Origin of the sequence: Pseudomonas duriflava, assembly GCF_007830155.1 — a bacterium.
GTDB classification, from domain to species: Bacteria; Pseudomonadota; Gammaproteobacteria; order Pseudomonadales; family Pseudomonadaceae; genus Chryseomonas; species Chryseomonas duriflava.
In genome coordinates, this window is sequence record NZ_VLKY01000024.1 from 1 (window position 1) to 22,153 (window position 22,153).

Annotated in this window: 20 protein-coding genes and 1 pseudogene; 7 read left to right on the plus strand and 14 right to left on the minus strand. The window is 52.8% G+C overall.

Going from position 1 to position 22,153, the window contains the following annotated elements:
* The 3 genes and pseudogenes from IQ22_RS20995 to IQ22_RS21005 form a co-directional block, all read right to left on the minus strand.
* A pseudogene (locus IQ22_RS20995) lies at positions 1-122 on the minus strand (5-dehydro-4-deoxyglucarate dehydratase); the annotation flags it as partial.
* A 118-nt stretch (positions 123-240) separates the two neighbouring features.
* Positions 241-975 (minus strand): FadR/GntR family transcriptional regulator, encoded by a 735-nt coding sequence (locus tag IQ22_RS21000; RefSeq protein ID WP_145145667.1) that lies wholly within the window; start codon positions 973-975, stop codon positions 241-243.
* A gap of 153 nt (positions 976-1,128) precedes the next feature.
* On the minus strand, positions 1,129-2,082 hold the full coding sequence (locus tag IQ22_RS21005; RefSeq protein WP_145145669.1) for a LysR family transcriptional regulator: 954 nt from the start codon (positions 2,080-2,082) through the stop codon (positions 1,129-1,131).
* 228 nt (positions 2,083-2,310) lie between these two features.
* On the opposite strand from IQ22_RS21005, the gene IQ22_RS21010 reads away from it, so the two are divergent.
* The 5 genes from IQ22_RS21010 to IQ22_RS21030 all read left to right on the plus strand — a co-directional run bounded on the left by IQ22_RS21010 (position 2,311) and on the right by IQ22_RS21030 (position 7,190).
* Positions 2,311-3,837, plus strand: coding sequence for a CoA-acylating methylmalonate-semialdehyde dehydrogenase (locus IQ22_RS21010; protein ID WP_145145671.1), 1,527 nt, complete (start codon positions 2,311-2,313; stop codon positions 3,835-3,837).
* A 46-nt stretch (positions 3,838-3,883) separates the two neighbouring features.
* Entirely contained in the window at positions 3,884-4,774 is an 891-nt protein-coding gene (mmsB, locus tag IQ22_RS21015; RefSeq protein WP_145145673.1) for a 3-hydroxyisobutyrate dehydrogenase, read from the plus strand.
* A 132-nt stretch (positions 4,775-4,906) separates the two neighbouring features.
* Complete coding sequence (locus tag IQ22_RS21020; RefSeq protein WP_145145675.1) at positions 4,907-5,437, plus strand: hypothetical protein; 531 nt, start codon at positions 4,907-4,909, stop codon at positions 5,435-5,437.
* A 103-nt stretch (positions 5,438-5,540) separates the two neighbouring features.
* Positions 5,541-5,816, plus strand: a complete 276-nt coding sequence (locus IQ22_RS21025; protein ID WP_145145677.1) for a peptidylprolyl isomerase — start codon at positions 5,541-5,543, stop codon at positions 5,814-5,816.
* 105 nt (positions 5,817-5,921) lie between these two features.
* Positions 5,922-7,190 (plus strand): DUF445 domain-containing protein, encoded by a 1,269-nt coding sequence (locus IQ22_RS21030; RefSeq protein WP_167654198.1) that lies wholly within the window; start codon positions 5,922-5,924, stop codon positions 7,188-7,190.
* A 37-nt stretch (positions 7,191-7,227) separates the two neighbouring features.
* Here IQ22_RS21030 and bglX read toward each other — a convergent pair whose 3' ends face one another.
* Positions 7,228-9,522 (minus strand): beta-glucosidase BglX, encoded by a 2,295-nt coding sequence (gene bglX / locus IQ22_RS21035; RefSeq protein ID WP_145145681.1) that lies wholly within the window; start codon positions 9,520-9,522, stop codon positions 7,228-7,230.
* A 321-nt stretch (positions 9,523-9,843) separates the two neighbouring features.
* On the opposite strand from bglX, the gene IQ22_RS21040 reads away from it, so the two are divergent.
* Positions 9,844-10,590, plus strand: a complete 747-nt coding sequence (locus IQ22_RS21040; protein WP_145145683.1) for a LabA-like NYN domain-containing protein — start codon at positions 9,844-9,846, stop codon at positions 10,588-10,590.
* Between the two features lie 184 nt (positions 10,591-10,774).
* Positions 10,775-11,125 (plus strand): hypothetical protein, encoded by a 351-nt coding sequence (locus tag IQ22_RS21045; protein WP_145145685.1) that lies wholly within the window; start codon positions 10,775-10,777, stop codon positions 11,123-11,125.
* On the opposite strand, the gene IQ22_RS21050 is transcribed toward IQ22_RS21045, so the two are convergent.
* The 10 genes from IQ22_RS21050 to rfaH form a co-directional block, all read right to left on the minus strand.
* Entirely contained in the window at positions 11,122-11,445 is a 324-nt protein-coding gene (locus IQ22_RS21050; RefSeq protein WP_145145687.1) for a hypothetical protein, read from the minus strand. The genes IQ22_RS21045 and IQ22_RS21050 overlap by 4 nt on opposite strands.
* Positions 11,446-11,844: 399 nt before the next feature.
* Positions 11,845-12,912 carry an acyltransferase family protein gene (locus IQ22_RS21055; protein WP_145145689.1) on the minus strand — a complete coding sequence of 356 codons (1,068 nt, stop codon included), beginning with the start codon at positions 12,910-12,912 and terminating at the stop codon, positions 11,845-11,847.
* Positions 12,913-12,959: 47 nt separating this feature from the next.
* Positions 12,960-14,165, minus strand: a complete 1,206-nt coding sequence (locus tag IQ22_RS21060; RefSeq protein ID WP_145145691.1) for a glycosyltransferase family 4 protein — start codon at positions 14,163-14,165, stop codon at positions 12,960-12,962.
* A 224-nt stretch (positions 14,166-14,389) separates the two neighbouring features.
* Complete coding sequence (locus tag IQ22_RS21065; protein WP_145145693.1) at positions 14,390-15,442, minus strand: acyltransferase family protein; 1,053 nt, start codon at positions 15,440-15,442, stop codon at positions 14,390-14,392.
* A 48-nt stretch (positions 15,443-15,490) separates the two neighbouring features.
* Positions 15,491-16,579: a glycosyltransferase family 4 protein gene (locus tag IQ22_RS21070; protein WP_145145695.1), complete on the minus strand. Its 1,089-nt coding sequence runs from the start codon at positions 16,577-16,579 to the stop codon at positions 15,491-15,493.
* 30 nt (positions 16,580-16,609) lie between these two features.
* The gene (locus IQ22_RS23690) at positions 16,610-17,932 is read right to left on the minus strand and encodes a hypothetical protein (RefSeq protein WP_244309343.1); all 1,323 of its coding nucleotides are present in this window, start codon (positions 17,930-17,932) and stop codon (positions 16,610-16,612) included.
* A gap of 63 nt (positions 17,933-17,995) precedes the next feature.
* A complete protein-coding gene (locus tag IQ22_RS21080) occupies positions 17,996-19,297 on the minus strand; it encodes a hypothetical protein (protein WP_145145698.1) in 1,302 nt (433 codons plus the stop codon).
* Positions 19,294-20,502: a glycosyltransferase family 4 protein gene (locus tag IQ22_RS21085; RefSeq protein ID WP_145145700.1), complete on the minus strand. Its 1,209-nt coding sequence runs from the start codon at positions 20,500-20,502 to the stop codon at positions 19,294-19,296. The genes IQ22_RS21080 and IQ22_RS21085 overlap by 4 nt, the downstream gene beginning before the upstream one ends.
* Positions 20,499-21,494: a glycosyltransferase gene (locus IQ22_RS21090; RefSeq protein WP_145145702.1), complete on the minus strand. Its 996-nt coding sequence runs from the start codon at positions 21,492-21,494 to the stop codon at positions 20,499-20,501. The genes IQ22_RS21085 and IQ22_RS21090 overlap by 4 nt, the downstream gene beginning before the upstream one ends.
* 86 nt (positions 21,495-21,580) lie before the next feature.
* Positions 21,581-22,135 carry a transcription/translation regulatory transformer protein RfaH gene (gene rfaH / locus IQ22_RS21095; RefSeq protein ID WP_145145704.1) on the minus strand — a complete coding sequence of 185 codons (555 nt, stop codon included), beginning with the start codon at positions 22,133-22,135 and terminating at the stop codon, positions 21,581-21,583.
* Positions 22,136-22,153: the final 18 nt, after the last annotated feature.

Below are 22,153 nucleotides of genomic sequence, written 5' to 3' on the forward strand. Positions count from 1 at the left end.
GCAAGCCACTCCAGGCGCTTGATATAGGTATCGGGGCGGAAGTTGCCCTGCACATCGAAATCGGTCACCGGAAAAGACAGCAATCCGGATGAGAGGGTGTGCTTGAGTTCTTGTGGCGTCATTGTGTATGTATCCTGGCCTGACGGCATCTAGGCGATTGTTATTCTGGTTTTAGCCTAACCTGACGTCAGTCATCATACAAGTGGGGTGCTTAAAATTATTTGCTCTTCATTTGTCTTTTTATCCGTAAGCATTAATGACCTTTATAAGGCGCTCCCGGCTGTTGGTTAAATGCAGGCGCATGGCAGCCGCCGCGCCGATAGCATCTTGCCGAGCAATGGCGTTATAGATGTCTTCATGTTCAGCATCGCGCCGCTTCAGATATAGCTGCGAGAGAGGGCTATTACTGAAGGCGTTGTTAAGTCGAATGCGTGGGACTAATTCCTGCCCTAGGCTACTCATGATGCTAGTGAGGTAGCGATTTCCCGTGGCCTGCGAAATGACCAAATGAAACTCCATATCCAAATCTGCCAAAGAAACCTCCCTGGCGGTTTGCTCTTGCATCTGATCAAGAAGACGTCGTAATTGCCCAAGCTGGGCAGGAGTGCGACGTTGAGCGGCAAGGGCGGCAGCTTCAGACTCAAGGCTGACGCGTACCTCGATGACTGAGATCACATCGTCAAGCGTTTCGACGGCTACGCCATCCAAGAACGTGGAAAGCGTAGTGGAGGGTTGGCACACAAACGTACCGATTCCTTGTCGCGTGGTAACTTTGCCACTGGCCTGCAGATTTGAAAGAGCCTCACGCACTACGGTTCGACTAACGCCGTGAGCCTTGATGATTTGTGCCTCAGAAGGGAGCTTGGCGCCTGGTGCAAGCGTTCCGTTGCGGATTTGTGCTTCCAGTAGGTCGGCTAATTCTTGAGACAGATTTTTGGTTCTTCTAAGCGGAGGCTGGCTACTTGACGCTTGCATGGACGTGTACCGATGAGACTACAGCTAGAGGGTAGCCTGTATGATGTCTGACAGGTCCTAGGTTGTAAATATCGAGTCGACTAACAAATCTTAGGTTTCTGTAAGGTTAGCCAAGCAGCCTGGTCATTTTAAGGCTGGGGTATCGCTATCGCTTCAGACTGGTTCGACGAATCGCATTTCGGGTGATCTGCCCATAAGTAGGGCCTCATTGGCAATAGCGCAGTGCCGCAAATAGTCCCATAACAGTGTCATGCGTTTGAGCGTACGCAGATCTTCCTGGCAGTACATCCAAAAATGTCGAGTGACCTGAATCTCGTTAGGTAGCAAAACCTGTAGACGTGGGTCGGGGGCTGCAAGAAAGCAGGGCAGGATAGCTAAAGCCTGGCCTTGCAGCGCCGCCGTGTAGTGCGCGATCACACTGGTACTGCGCAGGCGGGTTCTGACATTAGGCACTAACGGCTCAAGATAGAGGAGCTCCGGACTAAAGGCTAGATCATCTACATACGTGATAAATGTGTGCTGAGCTAAATCAGCCAGAGTCTGGACGGGTGGATGATGGTGCAGATATTCGGCGGTGGCATAGAGCTGCAACCGATAGTCACATAACTTAGTGCATACGTAAGGCCCCCGCTCTGGGCGCTCCAGACTAATAGCAATATCCGCCTCACGTTTAGAGAGACTGACGAAGTGGGGCACTGGTAAGACATCAACCAGGATATTGGGATAAGCCTCCTGGAAGCGACTCAGTTGAGGAGCGATGAAAAAATTTCCAAAACCCTCAGTAGAGCCGATCCGTACGTGTCCAGATAAAGAAAGCCCAGCGTCAGCTACTTCTTCACAGGCCGCTTGCAAGGTACTTTCGATGGCCTCTGCATAAGTCAAAAGCCGCTGACCCTCAAGGGTCATTACAAAACCACTTGTCCTTGATTTTTCGAACAATAGGGCGCCCAGGCTTTGTTCCAGTATCCGGATACGCCGGGAGACGGTGGTGTAATCGACCGCCAGCCGCCGAGCAGCGCTGGTGGCTTTACGAGTACGGGCTACCTCTAAAAAGAATTTCAAATCATCCCAATTGAGGCGGCTTGGAGACATGACATTTTTTTGCATATCTAATCGGCTTTTTTATGCATTCTTATCAGATGTTTGCATACCTATACTGTATAAGAGCCACAACCGCTACGGTTCTTACAGTTCTTGTGTGCTCATATGATTCGTAGCGAAGGGGCGTCCTAAAAGCCATATAACAATAAATAGAGGCACCTATGGAGCAGGCTTACCGCCATGACCATCGCCTTATCTTGAGTAACCTCGATCTGACCAGGACGGAGGTTCGCGATGAACGCTCCCTCGCATGAAGCTGAGGCCGGGATTCAGCAGGTAAAACTGCTCATCGAAGGCGAATGGAAAGCCTCGACCACGCAAGAATGGCGAGACGTTATTAACCCGGCCACCCAGCAGGTGCTGGCCCGTGTACCTTTTGCCACGCCAGAAGAAGTCGAGTCTGCCATCACCGCAGCACAACGCGCTTTTCCAGCCTGGCGGAAGACACCGATTGGTGCGCGCATGCGCATCATGCTGGCTTTTCAGGCGCTGATCCGCGAAAACCTGCCACGTATTGCCCAAACTCTCAGTGCCGAACAAGGCAAGACCTTGGCGGATGCCGAAGGCGATATTTTTCGTGGGCTGGAAGTGGTCGAGCATGCCTGCTCCATCGGCTCCTTGCAGATGGGAGAGTTCGCTGAAAATGTGGCTAATGAGGTAGACACCTACACCTTACGCCAGCCTATTGGGGTCTGCGCAGGAATCACTCCGTTCAACTTTCCGGCCATGATTCCCCTCTGGATGTTTCCCATGGCAATCGTATGCGGGAACACCTTCGTCCTAAAACCATCGGAGCAGGACCCTCTTTCCACAATGCAGCTTGTTGAGCTGGCACTTGAAGCAGGCGTTCCGCCTGGCGTTCTCAATGTTGTCCATGGCGGTAAGGACGTTGTCGATGCCTTGTGTACGCACTCTGATATAAAAGCCGTGTCGTTTGTTGGATCGACAGCCGTGGGTACGCATGTTTATGACTTGGCCGGGCGGCACGGGAAACGGGTGCAGGCCATGATGGGAGCGAAAAACCATGCTGTGGTGTTACCCGATGCTAACCGTGAACAGACCTTGAATGCGTTGGTAGGTGCTGCCTTTGGTGCAGCAGGACAGCGCTGCATGGCAACTTCAGTGGTTGTGCTGGTAGGCAAAACGCGTGAATGGCTACCCGAACTGAAAGAGCGTGCGGCACGGCTGAAGGTGAACGCAGGCTGTGAGCCGGGCACAGACATTGGCCCGCTTATTTCCAAGCGTGCCAGGCAGCGTGTACTGGATTTGATCGAAAGCGGTATTTTCGAGGGAGCTACCTTGCTATTGGACGGCCGTGATGTGCAGGTGCCTGGCTATGAGCAAGGCAACTTTGTAGGGCCGACGCTGTTCTCCAGTGTCACCACAAACATGCGCATCTACACCGAAGAAATCTTCGGTCCGGTTCTATTGGCCATCGAAGTGGAAACACTGGATGAAGCTATCGAATTGGTGAATCGCAATCCTTTCGGCAATGGCACAGGGCTGTTCACTCAAAGCGGCGCGGCTGCTCGTAAATTCCAGAGTGAGATTGACGTTGGACAGGTGGGTATCAATATCCCGATTCCAGTGCCGGTACCCTTTTTTAGTTTCACGGGCTCACGAGGCTCGAAGCTGGGTGATCTGGGGCCTTATGGTAAGCAGGTCGTTCAATTCTATACACAGACCAAGACGGTAACCGCACGCTGGTTTGACGATGCAAGTGTTAGTGAAGGCGTGAACACGACCATTACTTTGCGGTGATTATCGCTGCGTTCTGCAGGCGAGGCACGCTAGAAGGAGAGCTACGATGCGTATCGGCTTTATCGGCTTGGGTAATATGGGTGCACCCATGGCCCACAATCTGCTAAAGGCAGGCCATGAACTGACCGTTTTTGATGTAAACGAGAGGGCTGTGATCGCGTTGGGCGAGGCGGGTGCTCAACCGGCAGCTTCACCACAAGACGCCGTACAGACATGCGACCTGGTGATTACCATGTTGCCTGCGGCAGCGCATGTACGCACTGTTTATCTAGGCGAACAGGGGGTATTGACTGGCATTCGTCCTGGCGTTCTGCTCATCGATAGCAGCACTATCGATCCGCAAACTGCTCGTGAAGTAGCAGCCGCGGCTGCAGAGCAGGGGTTAAGCATGGCGGACGCGCCGGTTTCTGGCGGGACCGGTGGCGCTCAAGCTGGCACGTTGACGTTTATGGTCGGCGCCTCGGCTGAACTGTTCGACCGTATACAGCCCGTATTGGCCTGTATGGGGAAAAATATCGTTCATTGCGGAGAATTAGGCACCGGGCAAATCGCCAAAATCTGCAACAATCTGCTGCTGGGCATTAGTATGATCGGCGTAGCCGAGGCCATGGCTCTAGGCGACGCCTTGGGTATTGATACCAAGATCTTGGCTGGCATTATCAATACCTCAACCGGGCGCTGCTGGAGCTCGGATACTTATAACCCTTGGCCGGGTATCATCGAAACTGCGCCATCTGCGCGCGGTTATACAGGCGGTTTTGGTGCCGATCTTATGCTTAAGGATTTGGGGCTCGCTACCGAGGCCGCCAAGCAGGCCAGGCAGCCTGTGTTGCTTGGCGCTCTGGCGCAACAGCTCTATCAGTCCATGAGTCAAAGAGGCGACGGAGGAAAGGATTTCTCAGGTATCGTCAACCTGTACCGCAAGCCTGAAGTCTAACTACTATCATCGGCGCAGTAAGCGTAGCGCGCTGCGCCTCTTACAAGCATTGATAGTTATCCATAAGGCCGGGTCAGCAACCTGGCCGCCCTCCATGTAAACTAGGCATTCGCACATTGCCGGATGCATGACATGAAAGACCAACTCCTTGAACTGATCACCAAAATAAGCTCGGGCTGCCTGAGTGATGAGGAGATTGAGCGAATCGCCACCGAGGCTGCACAGGCCTACGCTGATCCAGAAGCCTTTCTGGCAGCCAATCCAGATATCAACTATGACGACACCTTTCCTATTCCGTTGGGTGAGTGGGTTGTGATTGGCAGTCTGCCGGAAACCGTACTGTTCCAGGCTGATACCTATGCTGACCTGTTCCAGCAGATCGTGGATTCTTTTGGCAAAGATGTATCTTTCAATATCAAGCCCAAGCAACTGGTCAAAGTCGAACCGTTGAAAGCATTGAATCGCATTCAGGTGCAGTTGAGCAGTATGTACCCTGAAAAGGGCGGTTATGTATTGATGGACTTCAGCGACCCGCTGGATGACGAATTGCAAGCCGTGCTGGTCTATACCTCCGATGTGGATCGTGTGCAGGCGTTGTGTGATGAGCTGGAAATCTATGCTGCACCGGCCTACGAGTCGCTAAAGGAAGTACTGGGGCAGTAACTGCCTTTGGTAACGGCAGTGCGACAAGTGAAACAAGCCGGCGGGTTGCCGGCTCTATGGTATGAGAACGGCAACGGTCGTTTTGTATTTGAGGGTTCCTGTCATGAAAGCCATGGCCAAACATATACTGGTCAAGACGGAAGAAGAGGCTGCTGGCCTCAGGCAACGTTTGGATAAGGGCGAGGCATTCGACGTATTGGCAAAGAAGTTTTCCACCTGCCCCTCTGGCAAGCGTGGCGGAGACTTGGGAGAAGTACGGCCCGGGCAACTGGTTCGTGTTATCGATCAGGTTATTTTCAAGAAGCCTGTCGGTGTAATTCATGGGCCAGTAAAAAGTAAATTCGGCTATCACCTGGTCAAAGTCTATTACCGGGATTGATCGTCCCTTAGAGCCCCATCAGGGCGACCACCAGTTGAGCACGAGGACCGTTTTGTTAGAGATCTACTCAAAACAGAAATGTTTACGATTGCCTAACGGGAGGTCCTGATGGGAAATGTATCCCGCTGGCAATCACCTGTGTTTCGAATGAAACTTCTTGCGGGTTGCCTGCTGCTGTTGGCTGCCGTTCTATTCTCTATAGCGACATTTCTACAGGATACGCATCCTGCCTGGGGATATGTGGCGGCTTTTTCCGAAGCGGCGATGGTAGGTGCGATCGCCGACTGGTTTGCTGTGACCGCCTTGTTCCAGCGTCCCCTAGGGTTACCGATTCCGCACACGGGTATTATCCCGCGTAACAAGGTAGAGATTGGCAAAAAGCTGTCTGATTTCATTGTTACGCATTTCCTGTCTACGCCTCAGGTTATGGCCAAGATTCAGGAGTTCGACACGGCTCGCCGATTGGCCGGTTGGTTGCGCCAGCCCACTAATGCCGAAGCGCTGGGAATTCACCTCGTAGGTATTGCCCGCTTCGGTATTGATGCCCTACGTGATGAGCGTGTTCAGCAATTCATTCAACGTACCGCGACTGAGCGACTGAAAGAGATAGATTTGGCTTGGGTAAGCGGCCAGCTCCTCGATGTGATGACGGCTGACCGGCGCCATCAGGCTATGCTGGACGATGTTTTAAAAAGCATTGCTCGCTTGATGAAGGATGAAGCAACACAGGCCATGATCGCCCGGGCAATTTCATCCGAGCTCAGTGCGTTGCGTTACCTGCGCCTTGACGAGTATGCCGGACGCTGGTCTGCCGAAAAGGTGGTCCAACGAATTTCCGATCTGATCAGTGAGATCAGTGAGGATAAGGACCACGAGCTGCGGGCTCGCTTTGATACCTATGTGGCAGAATTTATCGTCAATTTGAAGAGTGATCCCGCTTTTCGCCTGAAAGGCGAGCAGGTCCGGGCGCAATTACTGGAGCATCCGGCGATTGCAGGTTACTTACATGATTTATGGAACGATCTGATCGACTGGTTACAGAACGACCTTGCGCGAGAGGATTCCACGATTCGGCACCGCCTGGTCAAGCTAACGCGGCGCCTGGGTGCTGCCTTGGCAGCCGATAAAGAGATGCGTCACTGGGTCAATGATCAAGTATTGGCCGTTGCTCCACCGCTGATCGAGCGCTACCGCCGACGGATCGGTGATTACATCGCCAAACGGGTCGAGGAGTGGGATACCGCTGAACTGGTCGAGCAGATCGAGCGCAGCGTAGGGAAGGATCTGCAATTCATCCGTATTAACGGCACACTGGTGGGTGGGCTCGTAGGCCTAGTGCTTTACACGTTAAGCCATCTTCTAATGGGGCGCTGAAACGGCGCCTGCAAAAATCGCAGGCGCCGTTTCAGAATTAGAGCAGGGTAAACTGCTGTTCCTTCACATTCGCTGAATCCAGCCCGATGTAGACGTTAAAGTCGCCGGGCTCGGAGTGGTATTGCAGATCGGAGTGATAGAACTTCAGGTCATCGTCCGTGATTGTGAACTCGATTTCTTGTTGCTTCCCTGGCTGCAGCATGACTTTCTTGAAATGCTTCAATTCCTTGACGGGGCGGCTGACCGAGGCGACCACGTCGCGTAGATACAGCTGAACCACCGTCTCGCCCGCCCGCTTTCCAGTGTTCTTGACTGTTACGCGCGCCGTAAGCTGACCGTTCTTGCTCAGGGACGGGCTAGACAATGCGATATCGGATACTGTGAACGTGGTGTAACTCAGCCCATAGCCAAATGGAAAAAGCGGACCATTGGCTTCGTCGAAGTAGCGTGACGTGTACTTGCCTGGGTCCAGAGGGTTGAAAGGCCGCCCTGTGTTCAGGTGGTTGTAATACATCGGCACTTGGCCCACTGACCGAGGAAACGTCATAGGAAGCTTTCCGGAGGGGTTGTAGTCACCAAACAGGACATCCGCCACGGCATTGCCGCCTTCGGTGCCGCTGAACCAAGTCTCGAGCATGGCGTCAGCCTGTTGGTTTTCCCATTCCAGGGCAAGCGGTCTGCCATTCATCAGGACCAGTACGAGCGGCTTGCCGGTCGCTTTGAGGGCTTTTAGCAGGTCTCGTTGACTGGTAGGAATAGTGATATCGGCCCGGCTTGAGGCTTCGTGTGCCATGCCTTGGGATTCGCCGACGACCGCGACGATAACATCAGCGTGCTTGGCCACCTCGACGGCCTCCTCAATCATGTCTTCGGCAGAGCGATGATCGATATCGACGCTGGGGTCGTACGAGTTCAGGTAGGCCAGCACGCTTGAATCGTTGGTGACGTTGGTACCCTTGGCATACAGTAGCTTCGCTTTGCCCGCCGTTGCTCGTTCCAGCCCTTGGTAGACGGAAACCGCTTGTGCCGTCACGCCAGCGGCCGACCAGTTACCCATAATGTCGCGCTGGCTCTTCGCCATAGGGCCGATTACGGCCAGAGTGCCTTGTTTTTTCAAGGGGAGGAGGTCGCGCTCATTTTTCAGCAACACCATGCTCTTACGCGCCACGCTGCGGGAGGCGTCGCGGTGCAGTCTGCTCTCGGCATTTGTATCGAACGATGGATCGTCGGCTTTGCCCAGATAGGCATAGGGATCCTTGAACAAGCCCAAGTCATATTTGGCAGCCAGTACATGTCGGCATGCCTCATCGATATCGGCAGGCGTGATTGCTTTTTCTTTCAACAGAACAGGCAGCTCCTTGCCATACAAGTCATCATGCATGTTCAGGTCAACGCCCGCCCGGATAGCCAGCAGGGCTGCATCATGCCCATTTTGGGCGACCCCGTGCTTAATCAACTCGTTAACTGCACCATGATCGCTGATAGTCATACCTTTGAACTGCCACTGCTCGCGAAGCACATCTTTGAGTAGCCATTTATTGGCAGTAGAAGGTATGCCATTGATCGCGTTCAAGGACACCATAACGCTACCCGCGCCTGCATTGACCGCTGCCTGATAAGGTGGCAGATAGTCCTGGAACATCCGCTGCGGGCTCATATCGACCGTGTTGTAATCACGCCCGCCCTCGACGGCACCGTAGAGGGCGAAGTGCTTGAGGCTGGCCATGATCGTATCCGGAGCGGACAGATCCTTACCCTGGTAGGCTTTTACCAGAACCTCTGCAATGCGTGAGGTCAGGTAGACGTCCTCGCCAAAGGTTTCGGAAACACGGCCCCAACGGGGCTCCCGAGTGATATCCACTGTTGGCGAAAAGGTTAGATTCAAGCCGTCGGCTGCCGCTTCCTGAGCTGAGATGCGACCGCTCAGGGCGATAGCATCTAGATCCCAGCTAGACGCCATACCCAGACTGATTGGGAAGACGGTGCGATGTCCATGAATAACGTCATAGGCATACAGCAACGGAATGTGCAGTCGGCTGTGCTCGACCGCTTGGACCTGCATTTGTCGGATATCGGGTCGAGTAACCGTATTAAACATGGCCCCTACTTTGCCTGCACGTATATCGGCCATGATGGCTTCTTTCGTGTAGTCAGGTCCCACACTGACCAAATTAAGTTGCCCGATCTTTTCTTCGAGCGTCATCCGCTTCATCAGATCTTTAATAAAAGCGGCTTTCTCATGTTCCTTGTCTAACAGCGCAGTGCTATCCCCAGCCAACGCGTTAGCGCATATTAGCGCCAACGCGTTCCCCACCACATACAGCGTTTTCAACGTGACACCTCAAGGATGCTTTTTTTTAATGTGAGTGCCGACGAAGCGGCAAGCGGCCGCAGTGTGGCACAGCAGTCCAAGAGATGCGTGAAAATTTCATAAGTAGAAAACAGGCCGGCCGAAAGCGTAGCCGACACACCGATCGGCAAGAAACAAGCCATAGAACAGACAAAAAATCAGAACGTAGGAGGCGGCAGAATATTCAAGCCTTTTGAGGCAGGGACATAGGAGGTGATGTTCCTGGAGCAGATCGCTTTATACTGTACTCCATTCGGTACCCTGCCTCTTCAGGCAGGTGGGCCTACATGACTAGGAGTAACAGTGCGAACCGGTATCTATGTCGACTCTGACAACATCAGCTCCAGTGGCGGCAGTTACATGCGCTACGAGACTTTGCGACGCTTTTACGAAGCGTCGAGTACAGTAATGATTGCGCGGGCCTACCATGCCTTCGATGAGGTACTGGCAGAAGAGAAGCCGGAGTATGCCAACTGGCATGCAGCTCATGTATCACGGATACAGGGGGCAGGCTTTCGTCTGTTCATCAAGCCCGTGAAACGCTACACGAACGACACGGGCACATCCCGTAAAGGAAATGTTGATGTCGAGTTGACGGTTGAAGTGCTTACTCAGGCCGACAAACTCGACCGGGTAGTTCTTGTGACCGGCGACGGAGACTTTGTGGCGTTGGTTCACGCGCTACAAAGTAAAGGAATACGTGTAGAGGTTATAGCATTCAAGAATGTTTCTAGCGATTTGGTACAGAGTGCCGACGTGTTTCTTAATGGCTACCTTGTTCCCGATATTCTGGCAGGCGAGGCACAGCCCCGTGACCGCGTCATTCAGATCATGAGTGTCGACCTCAACGCACAAAAGGCATTTTATACTCACCTTACCCAAGCACCCGCCACGTTCTCTCCCGATGATCCGGCCTGGGTCAGAGGCGAGATTAAACTTACTAAGTCAATGATCGACTCTCGTAACTTCCGGCCAGGAAAAATCCTGGCTTGGCGTGGACGCAATGCAGATGAGCAGGCGTTCGAGGTGTTGGCCTCACAAAGAGTATAAGCATTAGCTTTCACTACTGATAAGGCAGGAGATGAAAGCAATGGAATTAAAAGTCGGGCTTGAGAAACTTGATTTAAAAGCAGGTTTTTCAAAGAAATTTATTCATAAATGCGATTTACATCGAACTAACTGAATAAATAGGGGTCTGTGCGGAACCTAGTAAGCTGCAGTTGGGCATAAAGTTATGCAACACCTACGTTACGAAGCCATTTGCGCAAAAATCAGATATGCCCTGGCGCCGTTGCGGTGCTCCTTTATTCAAGGAGAAACCTACCGCTCGTTTTCTTTTACGGTGATGGATCGCTCGAATGCCGTTCTGTTCCGCTCTGGTGAGTTGAATATCGCCTTACATAGCAGTCCTATTACCTTGCATCACTACCTAAAAGACGTTCGTGAAAGGCTGACAGCAGGAGGCGCTGCGCTTTCAGAGTGGCAGGATTGCATTACTCTAGAGAAATTGGCCTCATGGCGTAAACGAGTGTTGCCCAAGCATCAGCCGCAATTCAAGTCTGCTACGTCGGGAGCGGGGCGCTAGCGATCTTCCCGCTGGCCATCGGAAAATGGGCCACCATCCAGATGAGGCGCGTTCGAATAGGCTTCTGGCAGAGATTCGCTTTGAGCAGGCCTGCTCTGGGCACGGTGGGATTTCGGCTCGGCTAGAATTGCTTTAACCGAATCGATAAGGTTGTCGAGATCCTGGCCGATCTCACCCAGTCGTGTGAGAAGATCGCGAGCCTTTTGCGCAGACTCAGGTACTGTACTACCATCCAACGCCAGGGCAAGCCTGCAGATTTCGCTGACTTGCCTTGAAAAAGCGGCAGGCTCTATAGCCTCGATCATAGTATCTATTCTCACGTCCATGTGATCTTTGTCGCTTCGCGTCGAGCTCACTAAGCACTTCCATAGCAGAAACAGCTGCTGACTATTAGAGCATACGGCCTTATTAATGGCTATTTGCCTTTAATGTCATTTTGATATAGGTCAACGAAAGGCTCATCGCTCATACCGAATGCAGCACACATAGTTGGTGGTGTTTGTACACGCTAGTGGGATCTGCTGAGGGGAGTCTAATAGGAAGAGTAAGAGTCGTTCAGCTTTTGTTTTGGTTCATTGATTTATTTTGATCATGCAATCTCATCACCTCCTATGAGCTTAGTCAGCACTAGATGAACCGCATTACTGACAACCCCGCCTATGGCGGGGTTTTTTATTGCCTGATCATATTTTGAGTAATAACAACACGTTTATAAGGTGTTAAGGCGCCCGGGAGGTAACTGACACAGGTGAGGTACGGAGGCGGCCTAGGGCACGCTTGAGGCCCAGGGCAGGCGACTCGATGATATGCCATGAAAAGATGGCAAGACCCAGACTCGTCAGATAGCTAATGACCACGAACGCCTTGAACGTTAATGCTTCGCCTAGCCAGAGCACGATCAATTGCTGTATGGGAAAGCTGAAAATATAAAGGCCATACGAGAAATCACCGTATCGACCAAAAGACGAGACGAGGGGCAGCCGAACATAAGCCAGGTAGATGACCAAATAGGGCAAGGTAAGGGCTAGCACATAGTAGCTTATTTCATGAGTAGCAGTTGCTGCGACCAAGGCAAGCAGAAACAGAGCGATTGGCCCACGCCAGGGAATCAAATCTCTAAGTAGATACAGTAAGGCTCCGGCAAAAAAGAACATACCTAGGCGGGCGAGTTTTTGAACGATCAGGCTGCTTATGTTCCATTCTGGAAGCAAAACGAGATGGACTAAGTAAAGCGCAGCCCAAATGAGCGCAACTGTGCTCTTGCGTAATGCACCTAGAAGGCCTAAAGCCAGAACGCAGGCGTACATGAATACTTCATAGGGCAGTGTCCAGACCGAGCCGTTTACGGTATCTGGAAACGGATTATTGGCAAACACACCGGGTAGGTGGAAATGAGTCATCAACAGAATGTTGGAAACATAATGTAAGGTCTGCCTGTTGTAGAAGTACTCATTCAGGCTTCGATCCGTTGCCAGCGAACCGACGACTAGAACGGTTAACAGGACTGATACGATCAAAGCAGGAAAGATACGTAAGGCTCGTTTCAGTGCAAATTCCAGCACATTGCTTTTTTTCAGCCATGAGTGTGTGATCAGAAAGCCGCTCATGATGAAAAATATATTGACGGCAATATCAGCCATGTCCGTATAGCCGGTCCAATTCAATAGCGGTTCACGGTGTATGTTGCCGCCCAGCCAGAAACAATGACCGATTACTACAACTGAGGCTGCCATAAAACGTAGGAAATCGAAGTTGTTACCGGTTCGGGTAAGGCGTGTCACGCTCATGTGCTTGTCCTTAACAGGGTCGCTTTTCCGTTCCTGATTGAGTGTTTTTAGTTGGCTGTAGTCCGCGCCAGGGTACGGGCCGTTTCCAAGTAGCGGGGGATGTGTGCCGTTTCAAGTTCAATAGCTTCAAGAGCATCCTGTGCCGTAATGCGAGCTTCGACATAAGCTTTTATTTCTTGACGAAAGCGCTGCACTGAAAAGCGCTCGGCATTGTCGCGGCATGCCTTAGGTGTGATACGTGTTTGCAAGAGTTCAAACAGGCCTACCGCTTCCTGAAGGGATTCCGCTGTTTGATCCCGATAGAACACCCCCGTAGGAACAGGGCTTTCGAGTCCCCTGATAGTCTCCAGTACGCCTCCCTTGCCATAGGCAATAACCGGCGTACCACATGCCTGCGCCTCGATGGGTGTAATGCCAAAGTCTTCCTCTGCAGCAAACACAAATGCTTTGGCGCGCTGCATATGGTCAATCAATGTCTCGGAAGATTGATAACCCAATAGGGTCACGTTAGGCCCAGCCACTTCCTTTACCTTTGCATGCTCAGGACCTGTTCCAATGACGACTAATCGTTTGTCCGGCATAGCGTTAAAGGCTTCTACAATCATCGGGATTTTTTTATAGGGAACCATACGGGACGCCGTTAGATAGAAGTCTTCCTTTTGTTCCTGGGCCGTAAAACGAGTGGTATCTACAGGCGGGTAGATCACTTTTGCATTCCGTCTGTATGTCTTCTGGATACGACGCGCAATGAAATGAGAGTTAGCGATGAACTCATCTACACCGGCCGCGGTGCGCTGATCCCAGATTCGCATGTAATGCAGAATCATACGGGCGACCTTGCTTTTAAGGCCTTTGGTCAATCCAATCTCTTTAAGGTACTGGTGCTGTAGGTCCCAGGCGTAACGCATTGGAGAGTGCACGTAACTGATGTGCAACTGATCTGGGCCGGTGAGAACGCCTTTAGCAACGGCATGGCTGCTAGAGATGACTAGGTCGTAGGCTGAGAGGTCCAGCTGCTCGATAGCATGGGGCATAAGCGGCAGATAACTTTGATAGCGGGATTTCGCTTTGGGCAAGTGTTGGATGAACGTGGTGGTATTGCGCTTGCCGCCCAGATGGGTCCTGTCCTGATCGGAAAGGAAATCAATCACGGAGAACAGATCGGCGTCCGGCCAGATTGTGATGAGCTCAGCCAGTACACGCTCTGCGCCTGAATAGGTCACCAACCAGTCACTGACGATTGCAATTTTCATGATGAACGTTCCTTGGACAAAAAAACGAGGGATAACCGGGACTTCACTAAACGCGTGCCTAGGCTGTAAAAGAGGCTGTAAAGAAGCTGCCTAATAAGGCAATTGATTCACCGGATAAGGATTCTGATCTGCCAACGTCAGCGCTACGTCTGGCGAGGTATCGTGCCAGCAGCGATTAGCTAAAGAGCTATGCTGGCAGGTGTGTTTCTCCTGGTAGGAGATATTTACAGTTCCAACTTTTGCGCAGGAGGTAGCTGAGCCGGGATGCTCAGTTTTCGGCCCAAGCCAATGAAGGGGCGCTCAATGTGTTGAAAACACAGGTGTGCCAAGAGCAAGGTCGCCAGCGTAGCGGCAAGCGCAAGCCCTAAAGGTGGTAGAGCGAAGAAGGGTTGGCGGCCAAGCCAGTCTGCTAGCAGGGCAATAGAGGGATGAAGCAGGTAGACCGAATAACTGATTGTTCCCAGCCAGACCAGCCAGTAGCTCTCAAGCCGTATTCGGGTCGTGAGCAGAAGAAAAGTAAGAAAGGCCAGGGCATAGGTAAACAGGTAGCGAGTCCAGGTTTCGCCGTTGCCCATATCGGTTGAATAGCCTGCGATAAACGTTGGAGGCAGAAGCACTGCGTAAGCCAGCAACAGCATCACGATTGGGCGACGGGAAGCGCGGCTCGACAAGGTCAGGAGCGTGTCACGCCAGAGCGAACCAAAGAACATGAGGGATAAGGCAAGCGGGAAGGCTACCGGTAGCTTTTGATCCAGCCAGCCTCTAGCGACTCCCATCGCTAGCGCCAAAACCAGCATGGTTACGGCACAGCCGAAGCGGACAGTAACTGAATGCAGCAAGCCTGCGATAAACAACATCAGGCATAAGGCATAGAAGCCAAGCTCGATAAATAGCGTCCAGTACAGGCCTATAACATCTGGAATGCCCAACACTGTTTGAACCATGGTCAGATTAGCCACGATATGCGGCCACCCGGGGATCGGTTGTCCGGTAATGCGAGTGGCTGCCAGAAACAGCAGAAGGGATAACCAGTAGGCTGGGTAGAGTCGAAAGAAGCGGGAGACGAGAAAGCGGCGAACGGCGCTGGGTTGGTGCTTAAGGCTAAAGGGAATAACAAAGCCGCTGATCATAAAAAACCAAAGTACGCCTAGTTTTCCCGGATCGATAAGATGTTCCAGTACCCAATACTCACCCAGCAAGGGTACGAATAAATGTTGAAAAACGACTAGCAACGCGGCGATACCGCGCAGCGCATCGATATAGTCGAGTCGGTTCATAAGACGTCCTTGTTATCGGCGAAAGCGACAGGGCCTAGCCCTTCAAGGCTAAATGGCGCTCTTGAGGGCCTGGGTAGAGACCGAAAGGGTGTGATCGATCAGCTGGGAAATTCGTTCTGCCGAGTCCTCCCAGCTATAGCGACGAACATTTTCAAGACCGCGTTCCCGCAATATGTCTTGACATGAAACATCGTCCAGAATGCGCCGCATAGCGCTGGTCATATCTTCTATATTTAATGGATCGAAATAGAGGGCGCTGTCGCCTAGGACTTCGGGAATGGATGCCGCACGCGAGGCTATAACAGGGCAACCGCATGCCTGTGCTTCGAGAGGTGGTATGCCGAAGCCTTCATAAAGTGATGGGAAAACGAACGCGGTGGCGTACTGATACTGTTGAATTAGAGCCTTGTCACTCAACCGACCAAGGAAGCGGACGCGAGTATCCGTCTGCGTCAGTTGGCTTACGCTAGAGCTCGAAAAAATGGGGTGGGTTTTACCCACAATACGCAACTCGATTTTACGGGTGGGCTCAAGCGCCAGGAAGGCCTGAACCATGCGTTCAAAGTTCTTATGGTAGATCGGCGATGACACGGCTAATAGATAAGGTACCCGATTGGGTGACAAATCAGGTGCAGGCTTGAATCCTGTGTCAACGGCATTCGGTACCACCGCAATGTCATCAAGGTTGCGGCCATAAAAACCAGCGATTTCTTGCCGTGAAAATTCGCTGACTGTAATAAGGGTGCGTGTCCGTTTGAGCATGAGAGGAGTCAACAGGCGATACACCAGGCGAAAGGACAGCGAGTAGCTTTGCGGGTAGCGAATGTAGTTGATGTCATGGTGGGTAGAGAGCTGGTTGCCGTAAAGTACTGGCGCAGTACTGCCCAGCGACAGCAGCAGCGGAGATTTTTGCCGGGCCAAATACAGTGGCAGGTCAAGCTGCTCCCATAGGGTGCCGGTTTGTCGGCCAAGTATATGTACTTTGAGGGCGCGTCCTATGTCAGGCCGCAGAATCCCGGGTGGCGAAACGAAGCGAATGTCACCCCTCAGGCGGCTCAGCTCAAGCGAGATGCACTCGGCAAAGCGTTGAACTCCTGTTAGAGGCTGGGTCAGGAAACGGGCATTCACGACGATCATGTAAAGTCCTTTTTGAAATGACAGCAGTGACTAACGTACGTTGACGGGAAAGCCGCCCTGAGTACGAATAAGCTGGGGAAACGGCCCGATGGTTAGTTGTGTTGCGCAAGGTAAGGAGGGAGCATCAGGGCACTGCCACTGGGCTGTAGGGATAAGTGTCGATCCGTCCTGTTCGGTATCGATGATGTCCAAGGCACCGGCGTCGGATCGTTCAGTCTCGAGAGTGATCTGGGTATTTTTGCCTGACGTCCAGGCTGCCAACACTTCATCGTTTCCATAAGTGAAGCGCAGTAGATAGGTATCAGGATTCAACGCGGTGACACGACCTTCAAACGTGTAATCGCTTACGATCCTGGAGATCGACGCCAGGGTTCTGTAGGCTGGTTTGGGTTCGAACTGATTATCGAGCAGACCGAAATTATGTTCCTGTTCGTGTTTGTCGGTGCCGTCGTTTTTAAAGTCGTACCACCACATGCCCTTGATAGACGGGAGCGTGCGGGCCAGCAGGAAAGAGCGCACAAGATAAGCCGCTTGTTGCCTTTCATCGATGCCGCAAGGGCCGCGGTGTGCTGGCCAGGCCATTTCAGTCAGATATAGGGGGACCGGGCGCCCTGCGCGACTCGTGATGCTCTGATCAACCTGGCGCATCCATTCGATCCAGGCTTCCGGTGTGGTTTGGGCCGGTCGTCGACAGTGGACATAAGGATGTAGGGACAAGCCGTCAACCGACTCCAATATGCCATTGTCAATCATCCGCTCAACAAACCCAGACTCAATGCCAAGCGTTGTAACGGCGCCGGCAATCACCTTGGCTCTGGGGTCTCGCTTGCGGATCTGCCTAGCCGATTTTTCGACCAGGCTGACATAATCTCGAGTAAAAATGGGGTCCTTGGGATTCTCGACATCCCATTCGTTCCAGATCTCATAGAAGTCAACGTCGTTAACGAATGAGCGAGCAATAAAGTCTACGTACCGTACGAACCGATCCTGCATGTTAGGTGAGCGAGGCTTGGCGCCGTTGCCGTAATATTCATTGCCATAGCCCAGGATGAGCATCATGCCGAGCTGCTGCTTGAGCGCAGCTTCACGGTACGCACGCCAGGTTGGGTCCATTACCAGTACACCCGGGGTTTTCTCGGCCACGGACCAGAAGGCGTCTGCCCGCATGGCAGTAATATGCGCGTCCTTAATAAGCTGCATAGCGCTGTCCGGGTTAGCGGGGTGCCAGGCATTCAGGAAGTGGGTTATTACACCAACGATAAAGCGGTTCTCTGAAGTTGGCCCCTCGGAGTCGGCCGCAGCGACTTGCAAACTTGCCCAGCAGAGTCCTACAAGCAATATGCGCATGAGCATGATCGAGACCTCCTGTTTCGATGAAATCCTTCCTGGCAGTAACAGCCGTATGGGCTGCTAGGCCTAGCGCTGGTGTGATTGGCGTAAGGACACGAGCCAGCCATCTACGGGGATCGGGCCTGGCGCAGGTCGATGCAGAACATGAGAAATGGCCATGCCCAGGAACAAGGTTGCTATCGTGACTTCCATGATGTCGGTTGCCCATCCGATAAGGCAGATGCAGAACGTCGCTGCGAGTAGGGCGTAGGACAGGGGAGTGCGTAACTGGCGTAGGCGGACCAATAGAAAGAACCACAGCGTATAGAGAAACAGTCCAGGCAGACCAAGGGTAGCCCAGACATAGAGAGCGGTATTGTCCGACACGCCCAGCACGTCCAGCCCGTCCATTGGGAAAGCCGAGCCGCTACCTCCCACTGCACCGAACCCAGCCCCGACATAGGCCCAGCCTTCTTCATAGAGAAACCGGATATATACCGGCCATGTGTTGATTAGCCGATCATAAAACGACCCGAGCGGGTTATCGGCTGCATTGGCCAGATGTACGTTGAAGCGAACGATCAGACCAATCACTGGCAGAGCGATACCCATGAACACTGCCAGGACATAAGCGATCAGGCTAGGTAGGGTATAAGCGGAAACCAGTAGCATTAACGAGGTCAGCGTAAAGGCTGCGGCAGTCGACTTATTGGTACTGAGAACAATGGCGTAGAGCGCTACCATGAACAGGGTCAGCTTGAGCAGATGCGAGCGCAGGAATGCATTCAAGTAAAGGGCATAAAGACCAATCATCATTGCTAGGGCCGTGGATAGTCGGGCAAACCCAGCGGGCCGATCAAAAGAGTCGGCGGCCCAAGCGCGATTGGCACTCAGTTCAGTATCACCCAGTGAATAGCTGTAACCTTTCCACGGGACGGAGGTAAACAGATCCAGCGCCAGACCGATCAGCGAGGCGGTCAGGCACAACAGCACCACTTTGCATAGAAAGGCACTCCGTTGCTCTAGGTGTCGGCCACATATCAGCCCGAACAACAACGGCAGGTAAATAAACACGGTAAAGCCAATATTGCCTGGACTTGCGCCATGCACCATGGCAACCATACTGGAAACCATTAGAAACATCAGCGTCAACCAGAGCGCCTTATGGGTTTTGAATGAGCCGAGCTCCCAAGCAATAGCCGCGAGGCAGGCTAATTTAGGCAAATAAAGCAATGCGGCCAACCCGGCAATATCGCTGTAATACCGTAAGGCGCCAGAAAATGTCTCGATGATTAAAAGGCTAGTAGCGATCCATGCCATGACGCTGGCCTTGCTCAAGGCGGGTCGATAGTGCAGCCGATACGTAGGTAGCGATACGGTATCGTTCATGCGCGGGCTTTCCGTTTGGCAACTGTCTGGCGAATGATCGTTTCGTATTCGTCGAGCATGCGGTCCTGACCCAGCAGAGCAGATACAGAAGAGCGGGCCTGATAGGCGAGCCGCTCGCGCAAGGGCTTGTCATCATGTAGGGTTCGTAGCGCTACACCGAGCGATTCTGGCTGTGCTGGCGAGCACAGTAAGCCGTTGAATCGATCTTGAATGATCTCGGAAAGACCTCCCATACGCGTGGCAATCACCGGAACCCCATGGGCGCAGGCCTCCACGGCTACCATGCCAAAGGGCTCGGCCCAGCGTGAGGGAACAACAGCCACATCGATAGCACTGTAAAAGGTCTGTGGGCTCTGATAGCCGATGAAGCGGACCCGTGATGGATCAGCCAAACGCTTGAGATGCGCTACATAGTCAAGCTGACCACGTCCTGCGATATAAAGCATGGCGTGCATGCCTTTTTGAGCCTGAAATTCCTCGATCAGCCAGGCGACCCCTTTGTTATCTGAAAGCGTGCCCATGTAGCCAAAGCGTAAAGGCGCATTTGGCAAACGTTCGCAGCGAAAGGTGGGTTTGGGTACCACGCTACAGTTGTAAATGACATGTGAAGTCGCCAGGCCAAAGTAGCCATTGGCGGTCAGCTTGTCCAAGAGGAAGCGGCTTACACCGATTACGGCATCCACCTGCTGCGAGGCTTGAGGATGTGGTTGGCGCAAGGTCTGACATTGCCCGCAGCGCTGCGGGCAGGTCTTGCCTTGATTAAACATTGTGCTGCGTGGGCACAGCAAATACATATCGTGTAGAACCTGAACGATGGGCAGGTCCGCCGCCTTGACTTCATCCCATGCCGAGACCGACCAGCCGGACAGGTTATGGCATATCACAATATCAGGGCATTCACGGGCGATGACTTCACGAACGTAACGGCGCATCCGGGCGTTGTAGCGATCGACAATATGCCAAGCCAGACGGGTAAAGCGACCCGGGCGTTCCTGTGTGTGGTGCCAATACAGATTAGACAGCCCTGCCCGGTAGACCGGCACGCCATTGACCCTGTCCAGGCGTAATCCTTTCTCCGGCCCCGTGGCCAGTACCATCACGTCCATACCTCGTTTTTGCAGGCCCTCAACGGTTTGCTGCAGGATGATCTCCGCACCGCCGCCGATATGAGGGTCGTACAGGGAGTTAAGGAAGAGGGCTCTCATAGTGGAAACGTCTTGCTCATGCCCAAGGCGCCCGATTCACCATCCTGGATGGCCTGTTTTAAAAGGGCCAATCGAGCGGTCTTGGCATTTCGATGGGCAAAATAATGTAATAGAGAGAAAAAAACCGAGCGATTCAACCGGTAGACCCAGGAAGACGTCGCCCAGACGTTTTTGTCGAACCAGGCCTGGTTGCGAGCAGCATAATAAGCACGGAAATCGGAACCGCCTGCCAGGTAGGTTTCGAAAATGTTGCGTGTCCTGGCTTTGGTATTCCAGGAGTTTTCCAGCTCTTCAATCACGGCTTCGGTCAGCAAGTGCAGACTACCGCCCATGGCCGTAATCCGGCGGGTGTATTCAGTGTCGTCGACATAGAGCACCAGGTCGCGTAAAGGAACGCCGATTCGCTCGTAGAGGCTGCGGTGCGCCAACATACCGCCATAAGGGGCAAACGGCAGGCTCACGATTTTGGAGGGTTTGCCGTGCGGTTTACCCCAGGGGAGACGGCGCCAGATCTTGTAGGGGATCTGCCTTACATGGAAGCCGAAGTAGCTTGAACGGGGTTGAACTATGTAGCGCAGGGGAACACCCTGGGCAATGTCTTCCTGTTGTGTTGGCCGAAAGCCAAGAACGGCCACATTGTTCCGGCCTTGACGCTGACTGAGTTCCTCCAGATGGCGATGCAAAAGATGCACGGCCTGCGGTGTGGGAGCGTTATCATCGTCCATCATCCAAAAATAAGTAGCGTCTGTACGTAAGGCTGCTTCGATGGCAACAGCATAACCGTTGGCGGAACCGGTATTAGCCTTAAGAGAAATCAGCATAACCTGATCGTGCCAGCGCTCGGTAAGTTGCTGCAACGGTGCGCTAGACGCATTGCTAACGATGATCACCCGATCGATCTGCTCATAGGCCAGGGAGCGCTCAACCAACTGTTCCAAGTAATCCATGCGGTTACCATAGGTCACGGTCAGTACGGTGGTTTTACCTGTCATATCCTTACCTTTTTCGGCGTAACGAATGAGCGTCAGAGCGGGCCGAAAGGGCCGCTCTGTCTCGATAGGCAAACGAAGAGACGCGCTTAATTCATCCTGGAAAGACACTTCATGGGTACAGTGACCTTCTGTTCACGCTGCAACAGGTTCAAAAGAATCACGGCACGCGCTTCACCGTCAGATGCCAGGAAAATAGCCTCCAGCTCGGCGAAACTACCTTGGTTGATGCGTACCCGTTCCCCTTCACAAAATAAGGGCGCTGGCGTTTTGTTTTCTTGCGAAAGTCGCTGCTGAATCTCTTCAATGATCGAGTCGCGAACGGGAACAGGATACTCGCCAAAACTGACGATACGGCTTACGCCCCGTGTCGAGCGGATCGGATACCAGTTGTCACTAAGACGATCTAGGCGAATAAACAGATAACCTGGAAAAAGAGGCTCTTCGATAGCGTCTGGTCGCCCCCGGTGCAGGCGCTGGACCTTACGTAGCGGGCGGTAGCAGTCGAAGTGTTGTCGTTGCAGATGTTCCTCAGCCCTGCTGTCCTGGCGGGGTTTGGTCTGGATAAGGTACCACTGTGGTTTGGGCTTAAGGCTAGCGCCTGAAAGTAAGGTTGATGTGCACGAAGGAGTAACGGGATTCATAGATGAGCTCCATCTCAT

Coding starts and splice junctions, on each gene's coding strand:
- IQ22_RS21005 (WP_145145669.1), bottom strand. CDS start 2,082: ATGCAAAAAAATGTCATGTCTCCAAGCCGCCTCAATTGGGATGATTTG.
- IQ22_RS21065 (WP_145145693.1), bottom strand. CDS start 15,442: ATGAACCGACTCGACTATATCGATGCGCTGCGCGGTATCGCCGCGTTG.
- IQ22_RS21045 (WP_145145685.1), top strand. CDS start 10,775: ATGCAACACCTACGTTACGAAGCCATTTGCGCAAAAATCAGATATGCC.
- IQ22_RS21060 (WP_145145691.1), bottom strand. CDS start 14,165: ATGAAAATTGCAATCGTCAGTGACTGGTTGGTGACCTATTCAGGCGCA.
- IQ22_RS21090 (WP_145145702.1), bottom strand. CDS start 21,494: ATGACAGGTAAAACCACCGTACTGACCGTGACCTATGGTAACCGCATG.
- IQ22_RS23690 (WP_244309343.1), bottom strand. CDS start 17,932: ATGCTCATGCGCATATTGCTTGTAGGACTCTGCTGGGCAAGTTTGCAA.
- IQ22_RS21000 (WP_145145667.1), bottom strand. CDS start 975: ATGCAAGCGTCAAGTAGCCAGCCTCCGCTTAGAAGAACCAAAAATCTG.
- IQ22_RS21025 (WP_145145677.1), top strand. CDS start 5,541: ATGAAAGCCATGGCCAAACATATACTGGTCAAGACGGAAGAAGAGGCT.
- IQ22_RS21070 (WP_145145695.1), bottom strand. CDS start 16,579: ATGATCGTCGTGAATGCCCGTTTCCTGACCCAGCCTCTAACAGGAGTT.
- IQ22_RS21080 (WP_145145698.1), bottom strand. CDS start 19,297: ATGAACGATACCGTATCGCTACCTACGTATCGGCTGCACTATCGACCC.
- IQ22_RS21085 (WP_145145700.1), bottom strand. CDS start 20,502: ATGAGAGCCCTCTTCCTTAACTCCCTGTACGACCCTCATATCGGCGGC.
- IQ22_RS21020 (WP_145145675.1), top strand. CDS start 4,907: ATGAAAGACCAACTCCTTGAACTGATCACCAAAATAAGCTCGGGCTGC.
- mmsB (WP_145145673.1), top strand. CDS start 3,884: ATGCGTATCGGCTTTATCGGCTTGGGTAATATGGGTGCACCCATGGCC.
- rfaH (WP_145145704.1), bottom strand. CDS start 22,135: ATGAATCCCGTTACTCCTTCGTGCACATCAACCTTACTTTCAGGCGCT.
- IQ22_RS21055 (WP_145145689.1), bottom strand. CDS start 12,912: ATGAGCGTGACACGCCTTACCCGAACCGGTAACAACTTCGATTTCCTA.
- IQ22_RS21010 (WP_145145671.1), top strand. CDS start 2,311: ATGAACGCTCCCTCGCATGAAGCTGAGGCCGGGATTCAGCAGGTAAAA.